This window comes from uncultured Paenibacillus sp. (genome assembly GCF_963515335.1).
Classification (GTDB): Bacteria; Bacillota; Bacilli; order Paenibacillales; family Paenibacillaceae; genus Paenibacillus_I.
Window position 1 is genome coordinate 1 of sequence record NZ_CAUPYC010000018.1, and the last position, 14,340, is coordinate 14,340.

General features: G+C 53.2%; 12 protein-coding genes and 1 riboswitch. Of the genes, 9 read left to right on the top strand and 3 right to left on the bottom strand.

The window, feature by feature from the left end:
* Nucleotides 1-462: 462 nt before the first annotated feature.
* Nucleotides 463-633: a hypothetical protein gene (locus tag RWM61_RS08285; RefSeq protein WP_313999435.1), complete on the bottom strand. Its 171-nt coding sequence runs from the start codon at nucleotides 631-633 to the stop codon at nucleotides 463-465.
* 317 nt (nucleotides 634-950) lie between these two features.
* Nucleotides 951-3,242, bottom strand: a complete 2,292-nt coding sequence (gene metE / locus RWM61_RS08290; RefSeq protein ID WP_313999436.1) for a 5-methyltetrahydropteroyltriglutamate--homocysteine S-methyltransferase — start codon at nucleotides 3,240-3,242, stop codon at nucleotides 951-953.
* A 139-nt stretch (nucleotides 3,243-3,381) separates the two neighbouring features.
* Nucleotides 3,382-3,588, bottom strand: a riboswitch (cobalamin riboswitch).
* Nucleotides 3,589-3,845: 257 nt separating this feature from the next.
* On the opposite strand from metE, the gene RWM61_RS08295 reads away from it, so the two are divergent.
* The 6 genes from RWM61_RS08295 (at nucleotide 3,846) to RWM61_RS08320 (ending at nucleotide 10,370) form a co-directional block, all read left to right on the top strand.
* A complete protein-coding gene (locus tag RWM61_RS08295; RefSeq protein ID WP_313999438.1) occupies nucleotides 3,846-4,472 on the top strand; it encodes a ThuA domain-containing protein in 627 nt (208 codons plus the stop codon).
* Nucleotides 4,473-4,575: 103 nt separating this feature from the next.
* The gene (locus tag RWM61_RS08300; protein WP_313999440.1) at nucleotides 4,576-6,186 is read left to right on the top strand and encodes a GMC family oxidoreductase; all 1,611 of its coding nucleotides are present in this window, start codon (nucleotides 4,576-4,578) and stop codon (nucleotides 6,184-6,186) included.
* Nucleotides 6,187-6,280: 94 nt separating this feature from the next.
* The gene (locus tag RWM61_RS08305; RefSeq protein WP_313999442.1) at nucleotides 6,281-7,801 is read left to right on the top strand and encodes a spore germination protein; all 1,521 of its coding nucleotides are present in this window, start codon (nucleotides 6,281-6,283) and stop codon (nucleotides 7,799-7,801) included.
* Nucleotides 7,802-7,850: 49 nt separating this feature from the next.
* Nucleotides 7,851-8,996 (top strand): Ger(x)C family spore germination protein, encoded by a 1,146-nt coding sequence (locus RWM61_RS08310; RefSeq protein WP_313999444.1) that lies wholly within the window; start codon nucleotides 7,851-7,853, stop codon nucleotides 8,994-8,996.
* 15 nt (nucleotides 8,997-9,011) lie between these two features.
* Nucleotides 9,012-9,254, top strand: a complete 243-nt coding sequence (locus RWM61_RS08315) for a hypothetical protein (RefSeq protein WP_313999446.1) — start codon at nucleotides 9,012-9,014, stop codon at nucleotides 9,252-9,254.
* 27 nt (nucleotides 9,255-9,281) lie between these two features.
* Nucleotides 9,282-10,370, top strand: coding sequence for a GerAB/ArcD/ProY family transporter (locus RWM61_RS08320; RefSeq protein ID WP_313999448.1), 1,089 nt, complete (start codon nucleotides 9,282-9,284; stop codon nucleotides 10,368-10,370).
* On the opposite strand, the gene RWM61_RS08325 is transcribed toward RWM61_RS08320, so the two are convergent.
* Nucleotides 10,357-11,997 carry a GMC oxidoreductase gene (locus RWM61_RS08325; protein ID WP_313999450.1) on the bottom strand — a complete coding sequence of 547 codons (1,641 nt, stop codon included), beginning with the start codon at nucleotides 11,995-11,997 and terminating at the stop codon, nucleotides 10,357-10,359. The two genes, RWM61_RS08320 and RWM61_RS08325, sit on opposite strands and share 14 nt — an antisense overlap.
* 141 nt (nucleotides 11,998-12,138) lie before the next feature.
* Here RWM61_RS08325 and RWM61_RS08330 point away from each other — a divergent pair, with 141 nt between their 5' ends.
* The 3 genes from RWM61_RS08330 to RWM61_RS08340 all read left to right on the top strand — a co-directional run bounded on the left by RWM61_RS08330 (nucleotide 12,139) and on the right by RWM61_RS08340 (nucleotide 14,297).
* On the top strand, nucleotides 12,139-12,891 hold the full coding sequence (locus RWM61_RS08330) for a ThuA domain-containing protein (protein WP_313999452.1): 753 nt from the start codon (nucleotides 12,139-12,141) through the stop codon (nucleotides 12,889-12,891).
* 12 nt (nucleotides 12,892-12,903) lie between these two features.
* The gene (locus RWM61_RS08335) at nucleotides 12,904-13,050 is read left to right on the top strand and encodes a stalk domain-containing protein (protein WP_313999529.1); all 147 of its coding nucleotides are present in this window, start codon (nucleotides 12,904-12,906) and stop codon (nucleotides 13,048-13,050) included.
* Between the two features lie 326 nt (nucleotides 13,051-13,376).
* Nucleotides 13,377-14,297 carry a sugar phosphate isomerase/epimerase family protein gene (locus tag RWM61_RS08340; protein ID WP_313999454.1) on the top strand — a complete coding sequence of 307 codons (921 nt, stop codon included), beginning with the start codon at nucleotides 13,377-13,379 and terminating at the stop codon, nucleotides 14,295-14,297.
* Nucleotides 14,298-14,340 lie beyond the last annotated feature (43 nt).

The window sequence follows — 14,340 nt, forward strand, 5'->3', positions numbered from 1 at the left end:
CGGCGCTTTTTTGCTCAAAGCTCAAATTACTTCATTACAGGAATGGCTCCTCATTTTTTGTGTAACTACTAAACGCAGTATCGGGGAGGAAGGTTGCATTTGTGGGAATGAAACGGCCGGCGTTCCTTAGACAATTCTGTAATCCTATGTTGGAAATCATCCAACCATATGAACCTCTGTTCGCTGAGAGTCCGGTTTATATTGGAAATCGTACAGCGGATCGGCCGTTTTTTTTCTCGAGGGGCGATCGTTGCTTCATTTTGCTGGACAGAATCCAGCATAGCGGTGAAAAGAGGGCTGCATCCCGATTTGCGTTGGATGAAACCCATCGGAGGTGCCCGGCACGGGAAGCTCAGCGGACGCGTTTGGCTGAAAGTCGAGCGGGCCCCAAGTGTGGCGCGTTGACGGCATGTATATGAACCCTGTCCGTACCGGACAGGGTTTCGTTTGACCTATGAACGGCTACGGCGCTTTTTTGGTGCTTTCCCTGACGACGAGTTCCGGCTTTTTGATCATCGCTGCCGGCGTGCTGCCGGGATCGTTGATTCGCTGCAGGAGCATGTCGACCAAGTGCTTGGCCGTAGGCCGCTCATGCGCAAACAGGCTGCCGATGAAGTGATAGCTGCTGTCCATATCCCCCGGCGTTCGGAGCACCATGTTGTCGGCAAAAGGGATCTCATATTCCTGCAGCGATTTTTTAAAGCCGGCAATACGGTTATGGTTGAAAGAAAGAACGGTAATCCATCAATCTTTCGTAAACAGTGTGCCAGCGTTCTTGAATGTCCGAAGATGTATAGGACAAATATTGAAACAAAGTGATAAGATCTTCCTTATTCATATTGCTAATCATCGAATACATGACTCGCTCTTCTTTGACAGTAAGCAAGAAATGCAATAGATCTTTTCGCATGAATTCCCCCTGTAATCGTTTTTTACAGGTCCATTCACTCTTAATGAATAACGCCGGTCAGCTTTTCTCTGGCTGCTCGCGCGGCTGTGATCATATTCCTCAGCGCATGGGCCGTCTCTTCCCAACCGCGTGTCTTCAACCCGCAGTCGGGATTGATCCAGAACAGCTCCGGATCGAGCACCCGGAGTGCCCGATCGATCATTTCGGACATTTCGTCCACGGACGGAACGCGCGGACTGTGGATGTCGTACACGCCGAGGCCGATCCCATGGTCATAGCCGTTGAGCTCGAAGCTGGCAATCAATTCGCCATGGCTTCGGGATGTCTCGATGGAGATGACGTCCGCATCAAGCGCCAGAATCGAATCGATCATATCGTGGAATTCGCAATAGCACATATGAGTGTGAATCTGAGTCGTATCCTTCACGCTCGCGGTTGCGATTCGGAACGCTTTGACGGCCCATTCCAGGTACGCCGCCTGATCCCGCTCTTTGAGCGGCAGTCCCTCGCGGATAGCCGGTTCGTCCACTTGAATCATCTCGATGCCGGCGCTCTCCAGCGCCTCCACTTCTTTCCTTAGGGAAAGCGCGATTTGATTGGCCACCTCTTCCCGGCTGCGATCATCGCGTACGAACGACCAATTTAGAATGGTTACCGGGCCCGTAAGCATACCTTTAACAGGCAACTCGGTCAAGGATTGCGCGTAGGCGGTTTCCTCTACGGTCATGGCTCCTGTGAATGCGACGTCTCCGTAAATAACCGGCGGTTTGACGCAGCGGGAGCCATACGATTGTACCCAACCATTCTGGGTAAACAAGAATCCGGCCAATTTTTCACCGAAAAACTCAACCATATCCGTCCGTTCGAACTCCCCGTGAACGAGCACATCCAATCCGATTTCTTCTTGAACCTTGATGCATTGTTCAATTTGCTGCCGTACGAACATGCCATATCTGGCGTCATCCCATTCTCCCCGCCGCCATTTCAGACGTGCCTGGCGAACCTCGGCTGTTTGCGGGAAGCTGCCGATCGTCGTGGTCGGCAAGAGCGGAAGGTTCCATTTGAGGCGCTGGACCTCGAAGCGGGATTGAAATGGAAGGTTCCGCTTGTCCCGAAGTGAATCGATACCGGCCATCTGAGCGGCGACATCCGGGCGATTCCGTTCCGGAAGCTTGCGGAACAAGGAAAGCGCAGTGCGGCTTGCTTCGAGATCGCCGGTCATATTATCCGATACTGCGGATTTGAGAAGAGTCAATTCATCCAACTTCTCGTTGGCATAAGCAAGCGCGTCTCTTATCGTCTTGTTCATCTTCAATTCCCGCTGCAACGAAACCGGTACGTGGAGCAGGCTGCAGGAAGGCTGCAGAATGAGCCGGTGACCGGGTACATGTTCCAGAATCTCATGGATGAGGGCTAATTTGGCATCCAGATCGGAACGCCATATATTGCGTCCGTCGATAATGCCCGCACCGAGCGATTTGTTGTCGGGCCAACCATACTGTTTCAGAGATTTCAAGTTGGCTCCGCTGTCATGCACGAAATCAAGACCGATGCCGTCAACCGGTAAATTTACAAGACGCTCATAGTTGTCGACCGCCTCGAAATAGGTCTGCAGCATGATGTTCAATTGCGGAACCCGATCCCTTATTGTATTGTAAATCAATTCCACTCTTTCAAACTCTTCCGCTTTCGTATCCGTAACGAGTGCGGGCTCATCAATCTGAACCCAGGCGACGCCCTCCTGTTCCAGTTGTTTCAGCAGTTCCACATAAACAGGAAGGAACCGTTCAATTTGATCGGCAAGATGATGGGATGGGAAACCCTTGGACAGCTTTAAAAAAGTATAAAGACCGACGATGACCGGCCTTCCTTCAATTCCGGCTCTGGACTTGGCAAAGCGGTAAGCGGCAAGCGGTTTGTTCTCCGTCAGGCAAGGAACCGCCTCTCCGATCTCCGGAACAATGTAATGGTAATTCGTATTGAACCATTTCGTCATTTCACATGCTGCCGCATTCTCGTTCCCGCGTGCCATGGCAAAGTAAGTGCTTATCGGAACAGCTCCTCCGGTGTGGCCGAACCGTGCAGGCACGACACCCAGCATGACCGCCATGTCCAGCATGTGATCGTAATAAGTAAAGTCGTTGACCGGAATAGAGTCCAGTCCCTTCGCTTTCTGAACTTCGAGATGCGCGAGCTGAATCCGTTCCATCTCGGCATAGAAAGCCTCTTCGCCGCACTTTCCCGACCAGAACGCTTCCAGCGTTTTTTTCCACTCCCGATCTTCCCCGATTCTTGGATATCCAAGATTTGCAACTGTGACTTTTCCTTGCATTTTTTCTTTTCCTCCCGCTTGGATAAATGGCTTACAGACAAATAAAAAAAGCGTCTCTCCCCGAATATGACAAAGGGAAAGACGCCGCCGTTATAGAACGTTGGTTGCCGTCTAACACCTCCCTATCTCCCGTAGGTAAAGCAGTGCCGTTGAAACAGGCAGGTCTCCTGGCTATTGGCGTCATCATCCACAGCAGCCTTCCCGGTTGCGTTTGCAACCAGTGGCCTATTTGCTGCGACTCTTCCATATACAGTGGCGGGACCGCGTCGGTTTTGCACCGAACTTCCCTTTTAAGCCGATCCGGGCATCTTGTTGTCGGATAGGCACCTGTTTCCGATATTCAGTTTTATGATGGGTTCATGAAGTTCATCGTAACCGATACAAAACCGTTTGGCAAGCATGTTGTGACAGCCATGTTGTGCAGTGTCCGTCATCGTATGAGGTCTTCGGCCATAAGCATACGGCGGGACTGCCGCATATACTGTCTCTGAATCTGTTTTCAGTTCAAACAGGAAAGGAACAGCAGGGATGGATCGTACAGTGCGTGTTCGGATTCATACACATACGCGTTCTAACGGCTTTCGGCAAAGGACCAAAAAGGCTTTGATCGTTTCAGGCGGGTATGCGCCGCACCAGCCGAAGGAAATTGCCGAAATTTTGGCCGATTTATTGAGGCAGGATAATTTTGATGTGGAAATATCCGAGACATGGGACGTTTTTAATGACAAGGCAAAAGTGATGCAAATGGATTTGATTGTTCCTAATTGGACGGAAGGCACCGTTACTCCGCAGCAATTGGACAATTTGCTCGAGACGATCAGCAACGGAACCGGACTGGCGGGGCTGCACGGCGGCATGGGATATACGTTTCCCTGTGAATCCAGATACCAGTTGATGGTGGGCGGAAACTTTGCGGCGCATCCCGGATACCGCTTCAAAGTGCTTATCAAGGACAAAGAAAACCCCATTACCCGCGGGATTTCGGATTTCGAAGTCGCCACCGAACATTACTACATGCTGATCGATCCGGCAATCGAGGTTCTGGCGACTTCTTATTATGAGACCTATCCGCCCGAAGTGTGGAGACCCGTGTTCATGCCCGTCGTGTGGACCAAAAAATACGGCAAGGGACGCGTGTTTTACAACGCGCTCGGTCATTCGGCCGACATTGTGATGATACCCGAAGTGCTGACCATGATGAGACGCGGAATGGCTTGGGCGGCCAGATAAGCTCGAGTCCGCGATGTCATCATTCACCTGCTTCTTTCATATAAATCATACGATGATTTGTAGAAAAGGAGCCCTCTTAAGGCGCTGCGGAAGGAAGGGGATTATGAGGATTTATATCGCGAGTGACGGCGAGGCGTTAAGGAACATTGCACGCCGCCGGAATGTTTCGCTGGAAGCGCTTATTTCCCTCAACCCGCATGTGGGTAGCCCTGACGCAAACCTTTCGGGTCAACCGGTTAGGCTGCCGCCCTATTCGATATCGATGGGAAACCGGGAGCCCGCGGCATCCTCTCCCCGCCGAACGGATTTCCGGAACGAATGGATACCGCTCACTTCGCCGGAGCGAATGGCGCAAACGGAGTACGATGTGCTCATTGTCGGATCGGGAGCGGGGGGCGGCGCCGTTCTGTGGAGATTAGCCCGACAATGGGGCGCAAACGGAAAAAAAATCGGCGTCGTGGAAGCGGGCGATTTGCTGCTGCCGACCCATTTTTATAATATTCCCACATACTCTCTTCCGCGCTTCAGGCAATATTTCGATAAAGTTGCAAGACCGGTTGAGCAAACTTATTTCAGAGAGCTGATCGCATTCGGCGGCAGGACGCTCGCTTGGCAATTAGTGGCGCCGCGGATGCCCGTTTCCGAAACGGCAGGGTGGCCCGTTCCGGCAAAAGAACTGCAGCATTATTACGCGATCGCCGAACGGGCCATGGGCGTCACTCCCTTTTATCAGGAAGGATCCTATTACACGAGCGTCCTGCTTGAACGGCTTCTCGAACGGGGCTTTCCGGATGCTGTCCCGATGCCGATCGCCGTTGACCTCGAGCCGACCCGATACGGACAGCTTCACTCCAATGCCGCTTTCAGCTCGATCGCCTGGTTTGCCGAAGCGCTGAACCGGCGGCCTTACGACTTGGCCGTCAATGCCCGGGCCGTGGAGATCCTTACCGGGCAAAAGAGAGTAACCGGCGTGAGGGTCATGACGCCGGACAAGAAGTCGTATGTCATGAAGGCCAAGACCGTCGTCCTCTCCGCCAGCACGTTCGAGAATCCTCGTCTGCTGCTTGCTTCCGGGATTCCGGGACGGGCGATCGGCCATTATCTGACCACCCATTCGCTTCAGGGGTTGACCGGATATTTTGACCGTGAACAATTTCCGGAGGTGCTGGGGGCGCTCGGCATATTAATTCCCGGCAGGGAAGACCGTCCCTACCAAGTCATGATCGGGGGACCCCCGGAAGAATACAATGCGTACCAGCAGTATCTCGTCAAGCCGCTGCAGGAACGGTTGCGAGTCGTAGCCGGCGCCTTCGGCGTAGTCGAATCGCGATTTGAGAACCGGGTCGAATTGGATCCGCTGGAGCGGGATGAATACGGGGTGCCGGTTATCCGCGTCCATTTTTCCTATAGCGAGAAGGATCAGGCGGTCATTCGCGACATGCAGGAAGGGGTCAGACGGCTTTTTTCCGCCATGCAGGCCACTGCCGTCGAAGAGGAACCGGGGCCTTTGACAGAGGCGATTCATGACGCAGGAACCTGCCGAATGGGATATGACCCCGATACATCGGTAACCGACCTTCACGGCCAGGTACACGGCATATCCGGTCTTTATGCGGCGGATAACAGCGTGATCCCGACGAGCGGAACGGCCAATCCCACACTGACCGCCGTGGCATTGGCGCTTCGGACTGCGGATTATATCAGCCGGCTTTGAAATAGATATGCCCATACAGGGAAATGTATAGTTCATCACAGGAAGAATCATACTAACACAAATTGGTACAGCAAACGGAAACTGGGTGACGTGGATGACCACCAATACTGCCGGCGGAACATCACAGGCGAATAAGGAACAACTTCCGATCTCCGAGAAGCTGTCGGACAATCTGCGTCAGCTGGAAAAGATATTCGCGGTCAGCTCGGATATTGTGTTCAAGCATTGGAATTACGGTCCCGAACTGCAGCACACGGCTTGTTCCGTTTATTACGATTCGCTCGTACAGGAAGACAAGATCAATTTTATGAAGACATCCCTGCAGGATCTCGTCACGCATGAGGTCGGTCCCGGGACGACGATCAAGCCCGAGCAATTCATCTCTTTTTTTGAGCACGACGGGGTTGCGCAGAAAAAACCGACGGTTCTCAACGATTTCAATCTCGTCGTGGAACATATTTCTAACGGACGCATCGTCATCCTGCTTAACCAATGGAACAAAGCGTTAAGCTACAAAGCGCAGTCCGTCGAGACGAGGCAGGTTACCGAACCGGCCAACGAGTCGGTTGTGCAGGGCCCGCGGGAGAGCACCGTCGAAAACCTGCAAAAAAATCTCGGGCTTCTTCGACTGCGCCTGAAGAGCCCTAAATTCAAGATCGAAACGATCATGGCAGGCGGAGAAACCCAAACGAATGTCGCTTACGGATACGTCGAAGGGGCGGTAGACCCCGCATTGCTGAAAGAATTCAAAAAAAGAGTGGAGCAAATCAAACAGCTCGAAATATTGGAGACTTCCTTTATCGAACAAATCATTGAGGATTCCACCTACTCCCCTTTTCCCCAGCATCGGTACACGGAACGGCCGGATGTGGCGGTATCCGCCATGCTGGATGGAAAGATTGCCGTCATGGTGCAGGGCACGAGCAGTATTTTATTGTGCCCGGGTCTCTTTGCGGAATTTTTCCAATCCAGCGAAGATTACTATCAGCGAACGGTATACTCGACCTTCGTCCGTTGGCTTCGAATAATCGCCTTTCTCATGGCCCTGACGCTGCCCAGCGTCTATATTGCGTTATCGACATTCCATCCCGAGCTGGTTCCTACGGTTCTGCTGCTTGCGGTCATTGACGCGCGGGAAGGCATACCGCTGCCCGCCTTTTTTGAAGCGCTGCTGATGGAATTTTTCTTTGAACTGCTGCGGGAAGCCGGGGTCCGGCTGCCCAAGCCGGTCGGCTCCGCGGTCAGCATCGTGGGGGCGCTTGTCATCGGAGAAGCGGCTATCAACGCCGGCATCGCTTCTCCGATCATGGTCATTATCGTGGCGGCGACAGGGATCGCCTCCTTCGCGATTCCCCAATACAATATCGCCATCGCCCTGCGGATATTGAGATTTCCGCTGATGATTTGCGCGGCCTTGCTGGGAGGCTTCGGGATGATGATTTGTTTCCTGCTGATACTGCTCCATGTTTGCAAGCTTCGCTCGCTCGGACAACCTTATCTGGCGCCTTTCGCGCCGTTCCGGCTCGTCGAGCTGCGCGACGTCCTGCTGCGGGTTCCGCTCAAAGTGCTGCTTCGCGCTCCGCGCGATCGGCATATGCATAAGACGGTCAAGTAGCCAGATGCAAATATGCGCATGGAAAGAATGAGGGAAAATGAAAAATTGCATGCTTCTTTTGTATCTGTCGGCACTGGTCTTGATCGTTCCCGGATGCTGGAGCAAATACGAGCTGACGGAGCGGGGATTCGTGATGGGTGTCGCGCTCGACCAGGGGGAGAACGGGAAAATCGCTTTAACGACGCAAATCTACCGCCCGACTCCCGCGAAAGGCGGTTCGGGACCGTCGACCGAAGCCTCCAACATTAATATCAAGACGACCGGCGCTTCCGTCATGGAAGCGGTTCGCGACATTCCGATCCAGCTGGGAAGGAAAGCCCAGTGGAGCCATATGCGCGTCATCGTTGTTGGGGAGAAGCTGGCCAGGAAAGCCGATATCGGCAAGCTGCTCGACTTCTTTTACCGGGACCACGAGCCGAGGCACAGCGTATCCCTCATCGTTGCGAAAGGGTCCGCGGCCAAATTGCTCGAAAAACAGCCGCTTGTCGAGCAGACGACGGGGCAGCAGCTGCTCAGGGCCAGGGAATCCGCTTACAACGATGCCGGCAAAACGCTGGATACGACCCTGCTTGATCTGGTCGTGCAGATGAGAAGCGCGCACAGCGATGCCGCCGTCTCTTACGTATATGAGAACAAAAAGGACAAGCAAACGTTTAACGCAGCCGGCCTTGCCCTTTTCAAGAAAGGGAAAATGACCGGCGTCCTGCCTGCGAAACAGGTGGAAGGTCTGCTCATGCTGCGAAACGAGTACAATGCCGGCGTCGTTGAAGTTGCCTGTCCCGGGAGGAAAGGGGAATCGGAGTCGCTGGAGATTCTTGTTTTGCAGACGAAAATAAAGCCCAGGCTTCGGGGAGACGAGGCAACCGTTCAAGTCCGGGCCCGGGCAGATGTCGCAATCGGCGAGCTGAAGTGTACGAGCATTGAAACGAGAGCGGATGAAGCCGAGCTTGTCCGCAAAACGGAAGAAAAACTGCAAAGCCAGATGGCCGGCGCGATCCGTGAGCTTCAAACCCGCAAAACGGATGTCATCGGGATCGGCAACCGGATTTATCGAATGAACCCCGGGAAGTGGAAGCAAATGAAAAAAAACTGGGACAATCAATTTGCGGAAACCCGTTTCGACATCCGCGTCGACGTGAGGATCGTGACAAGCGGAACCGCGAGCGGCAAACCCGTATTATCCGAAGCTCCGTAGAGGGAGGCGCCCCATATGATGGAACGAATCATCGTCCTGGTTGCCGTTTACGGCAGCCTGATTGCGCATGACAGGCTTCATTTGAAATCCCTGGATAAACCGGAGAAAGCCGTTTATCTGCTGCTCATGGCCGGCTCATTGTACCTTGCCGTTGATTATGCGGTCAACAGGAATTGGATTAATTTTCACGATTTGTTCGAACCTGTTTTCGGGGTGGCGGCGAAACAAATCGACGCGTTGCTGAAGGTTCGCAAATAACGGCGCTGACGCCGGGGAGGCGAGATGATGGATAAACAGCAAAAGATCAGCCACCTTCAGATCGGCGTGCTCTTTTTCGTGTTCATGACCGGCTCTTCCATCATCAATATTCCCGGTCCGCTCATCGCCAGGGCGAGCAACGGCGCCTGGCTGTCCCTTCTCATATCCGGCGGATTGGGAATGTTCCTGTTGGCGTGCATTCTCTTTCTGCAGCGCCGATATCCGGGCTTGACCTTCGTGGAATACAGCCGCAAATTGATCGGACCGTGGCTGACCGCCGCCCTGTCGATCGTGACCCTGTCTTTCCTTGTTCAAATGGAGTCGGCCATCGTCGTGGACGTCAGCTTATTCATGATCACCTCGATGCTGAGGGAAACGCCGATGTATGCTTTTACGTCTCTTATCTTCATGGTATCGGCCTTGACCGTTCGCGCCGGAATCGAGGTGATGGCGAGAATGTTTACGCTGATCATGCTGGTGGCCGCCGTTCTGATCGCAATGGTTCTGCTGTTTGCCTTGCCTGAGTACGAGCCGGCCTTCTTGCTGCCGGTTATGCCGGACGGGATCAAGCCGGTGCTCCACGGCGCCTATTTCACATTCGGTTTTCCTTATGCCGAAGTGTTCCTGTTTTCCATGCTTTTTCCGTTCGCCGCCCAAAGTTCATCCGGGCAATTATCCCGCACCATGGTCTATACCCTGATGCTGAATATTTTCACTCTGTCCGTTGCCAGTCTAGCCGCCATTATGGTATTCGGGCCATACGCCGGGGAAAGGCCGTACGCGCTTTTTGCCCTGGCGCGCATTGTCGAATTTGAGGAAGTTATTCAAAGGGTCGAATCGATCACCGGCATGGCGCTCATCGTCGGCTCTTACATGAAAACGAGCATTACGCTGTACGTGCTGAGCCTGTATTTGACCCAGCTATTCCGATTCAAGGACTACCGGACGTTTGTCATGCCGCTGGCGCTGATCGGATTTCTGCTCACGCTCGTCGGCTTTGACAGCGCTACCGAGTGGGCGGAAATCGTTACCGTCATCCATCCGGTATGGGCGTCGGCCGCGTTTGTCGTTCCGCTGCTGCTGGTCACGGCGGCGGCGTTGTTCAAGCGCGAATGATACGGTCGGCCGTCCGGATCGCCAGGGCAACGGTCGTCAGCGTCGGGTTGGCGGCTCCGAGCGAAGGCAATACGCTGTTGTCGGCAGCATACAGCCCGGAAATGCCGTGTATTTGGCCGTACCGGTCGGCGGCGGAAGTGGAGGGATCCTCGCCCATCCGGCACGTTCCGGATTCATGGTTGTCATCCCCGGGGGGGTGCAGGCACAGATCCGGCAGGCCGCCTGGGGAAATCAGACGGATTCCCGCGGCCGAGGCGGCCTGCCGCATGGCAGATGTCATTTGGCGGATAATCGCCCGATCCCGTTCACTGTACGAGAACTGGATCCGGAGCTCCGGCACCCCGTATTCATCCCGCCTCCAGGGATCAAGATCAAGCCTGTTTTCAAACCGCGATTCGACTGTGCCGAAAGCGCCGTAGAAACCGATGTCCCACTCCTCCCGTGCGGGTTTTTCTTCGTTATGGTAAAAGTAATAGCCTGCCGGTCCGCCAAACTGCAGCTGATAGGGGCGCTGCTCCGTCTGCGGAATCAGAATGCCCAGCGTTCCCAACACTTCGGGAAAGCTTCGGGTGCTTACGGTTCCTCTGGCGGTTATAAACGAATGGTTGGTGAGATAACGGCCGATCGCATGCCCCTGAATGCCCGAGTTCAGCAGCAAGCGCGGTGTTTCATAAGCGTTTGCCGCCAAAACGACGGTTTTAGCTTTGAGTAAATAAGATTGTTTGGCCGTGGTCATGACCCTCACGCCGGCCGCCTTTCCGTTCTCCGCAATCACCTGAACGGCGCGTGCTTTGACCGCCAGGTCGAACGGCCTCCGGTTAAGCGCCCTTCCCAAAAATATCATCGAGCTGAAAATCACATTGGAGCGAATTTCTCCGTATCGGGTCGATTCAAGATCAGCGGCCAGCGGAGCGTATACCGCTTCCGGAAAGCCGTTGTTTCGCAGACGGTCAAGCAGAATTTCCGTGATCGAAGAATCCTTGGCATAGTCCTGCGTAACGTTCATAGCCCGTTCGGCGATATTGTAGTATAACTCCATCTCCTGCGGGGTCACAGGCCATCCGGCAAGCGCGGAAGCATGCATTCGCGGACTTACCGCCCCCCAATGCACCGTTCTTCCGCCAAGGGCGAGAAACGTTTTCGCGCCTGAATATTCCGGCAGGAACCGCCCGAACCGATTCCATAATTTCGGATTTTCGATAAATCTCCCCGCACGCTCGCCATTAAACGTGGGAATATTCCAGGTATGCGTCGGCAGCAGCAGATCTCCCGCCTCCACGACTCCGATCCGTTTCCCGTTTGCCCCCCACTGCTCGCATAATCTCCACAGGACGGCTGCTCCGCCTGCCCCGGTGCCTACGATGACCGCGTCATATTCCGTTTCCGCCATTCGCTCCAAGGGCGTAAGCGGAATCCAGTCTATCAGATAAGCCCTCGGTTCAGGGGGCGGGCACATGGGAACTTCGCCCGTCCCGGATGAAGAAGGAAGCCTTACTTGTCTGCCGGCGATGTTGTGATCGGGATTCGCGATATGCGGATTGAGGGAAATAAGCTCCGTTATCCCGATACCGTTCTTGGCGGCGATCGTTCGAAGGGAATCTCCGGCATCGGCCACATAGAATTTCATTGGCATCACAGCCTTTTGATCAAATTTGTTACTATATATGACGCCATTGCGTGTTCAAGAAGGAATTCCGGTATTTTTCTAAAAATTGGACTCATATAATGGGAATACCTGTCGGGGAACGTTCGGAAGGAGCGGAGCAACATGATCAGAGTGACGATCGGGAATCGGACCGTAGAGTTGAAAACGATCAGAGTCACGATATGGAATGAATTTGTTCCCGAGAGAACCAATCCGGAGGCAGCCCGCATTTATCCGGACGGCATTCACAAGGCTCTTGCGCAAGGCCTTGAGCCGTACGGATTTCAGATTCGCACAGCCACACTGGATGAGCCGGAGCACGGCTTGACGGAAGAGGTGCTCAATCAGACGGAAGTGCTGATCTGGTGGGGGCATCTCGCCCACGAGGAGGTCGCCGACAAGGTTGTCGACCGAATATATGACAGAGTGCTGAACGGGATGGGGCTGATCGCGCTGCACTCGGCGCACTTCTCGAAAATATTCAGGAAATTGATGGGCACAACCGCTGACTTGAAATGGAGAGAAGCTGCCGAGAAACAACGATTATGGGTCGTCAAGCCCGCCCACCCGATCACGGAAGGATTGGGCCAGTATTTCGAGGTCGAGCAGGAAGAGATGTACGGCGAGTTTTTCGATATCCCGGATCCCGATGAGCTGATATTCGTCAGTTGGTTTCCGGGCGGTGAAGTGTTCCGCAGCGGCTGCGCGTTTTATCGCAGGCTCGGAAAAATCTTTTTCTTCCAACCGGGTCATGAAACGTATCCGACCTATTATAACAGCCAGGTCTTGCGGGTCATAGCGAATGCGGTGCGCTGGGCCGCAACCGCTCACGGAGCCGCGCCGGTATTCGGCTTTTCCAAGCCGCTTGAGGAGTAACAGAAATTCGCGCTGAACAACGAAGGCGCGCTGCTGCAAAATGAGCCGTTTGCGGTAAACGGCTCCGCTTATCTGCCGCTGCGCTTTATCAGCGAATCGCTCGGCGCCACAGTCGACTGGGTTCAACAAGATGACAACATATCGATCGCGATGCGGTAAAACATAAGGTTGTTTTCCGGGGTTTCTCGGAAACAGCCTTTTTTTGTCGTCAACGGTCGGTTTATTGCCCCTTTATATTCATTAAAATTCATATATATTCATTTCAATTTGAATATATATGATTGTTATTGACAATGAATGAGTTTTTATATATGATTTGAGTAAGTATCAAGCAGGCATTATCATTTTAAATCAGTTTCATTAAATTTGGTCTGAAGGGTGGTAGTTGCAAAAGGATATTATGAAAGCGTTGTCTGAAACCGCTGCATGTCACATCATTTTTTTGAAGGAGCACAGAGAGAACCTGACTGATAAGGAGACTTGAAATGAAGTTTGCAACCCGGCTTAATTCGTTCAATAACAGTTCTATCGTCGAAACGCTTGATCAAATTGCGGTAGTATCGGGACTCACCCATGTGGACCTGAACTTTCCGGAGCATTTTCAAAGCCATTCGGTTGAAGAGATCAAGGCTGCTCTGGCACGAAACAATCTGCAACTGAATGCAATCGCGCCCCGATTCAGAAGTCAATTCATAAACGGAGAGTTCGGCAATTCGGATTCCGGGATTGCACGGAAGGCGATCGAGCTGTGCAAGCAATCCATCCATGTTTGCCGCGAGCTGGGCGGAAGCCATATCATTATATGGCTCGGCTATGAGGGCTTCGATTACGCCTTCCAAATCAACTATGCCAAGGTTTGGAAGCAAGTGGTCGACGCGTTCAGGGAAATATGCGCATACGGCGACGAACTCAAAATCAGCATCGAATACAAACCGTTCCAGCCGCGCGCCTACTCGTTCATTTCCAGCTACGGCGATACGCTGCTTATGGTTGGTGACGTCGGGGCGCCGAATCTCGGCGTAACGCTCGATTTTTGCCACATGCTGATGAAGGCGGAGAATCCCTCCTACGGTCTCAGTTTGGTGGCGGAACGGGGCAAGCTGTACGGCGTGCATCTTAATGACGGAAACAAGCTGAATGACGACGGCTTGATTGTAGGTTCCGTCAATTTCGCGCAGTCGCTCGAATTCATCTTTTATCTCAAGAAATACGGCTACAACGGCGTCGTTTATTTCGATACCTTCCCGGAAAGAGAGCAGCCGCTGGAGGAGTTGAGAGCCAACATAGCCATGTATGAGAAGCTGGATAGTTTGATCGAGCAATTGGGCCTCGACCGAATCCAGTCGATTATCGACCGGAACGATGCGATCGCCGCGCAAGAAATCATGTTTGCTTGTTTGAAGTAACGAAAGCTGCCGGTGTGCTTTGCCATTAACTATTGGGGGAATT

Bases quoted from the DNA above. Each gene is read 5' to 3' on its own strand.
- RWM61_RS08340 (WP_313999454.1), top strand. From the start codon at position 13,377: ATGAAGTTTGCAACCCGGCTTAATTCGTTCAATAACAGTTCTATCGTC.
- metE (WP_313999436.1), bottom strand. From the start codon at position 3,242: ATGCAAGGAAAAGTCACAGTTGCAAATCTTGGATATCCAAGAATCGGG.
- RWM61_RS08305 (WP_313999442.1), top strand. From the start codon at position 6,281: ATGACCACCAATACTGCCGGCGGAACATCACAGGCGAATAAGGAACAA.
- RWM61_RS08325 (WP_313999450.1), bottom strand. From the start codon at position 11,997: ATGAAATTCTATGTGGCCGATGCCGGAGATTCCCTTCGAACGATCGCC.
- RWM61_RS08310 (WP_313999444.1), top strand. From the start codon at position 7,851: ATGCTTCTTTTGTATCTGTCGGCACTGGTCTTGATCGTTCCCGGATGC.
- RWM61_RS08300 (WP_313999440.1), top strand. From the start codon at position 4,576: ATGAGGATTTATATCGCGAGTGACGGCGAGGCGTTAAGGAACATTGCA.
- RWM61_RS08285 (WP_313999435.1), bottom strand. From the start codon at position 633: ATGGACAGCAGCTATCACTTCATCGGCAGCCTGTTTGCGCATGAGCGG.
- RWM61_RS08320 (WP_313999448.1), top strand. From the start codon at position 9,282: ATGGATAAACAGCAAAAGATCAGCCACCTTCAGATCGGCGTGCTCTTT.
- RWM61_RS08330 (WP_313999452.1), top strand. From the start codon at position 12,139: ATGATCAGAGTGACGATCGGGAATCGGACCGTAGAGTTGAAAACGATC.
- RWM61_RS08315 (WP_313999446.1), top strand. From the start codon at position 9,012: ATGATGGAACGAATCATCGTCCTGGTTGCCGTTTACGGCAGCCTGATT.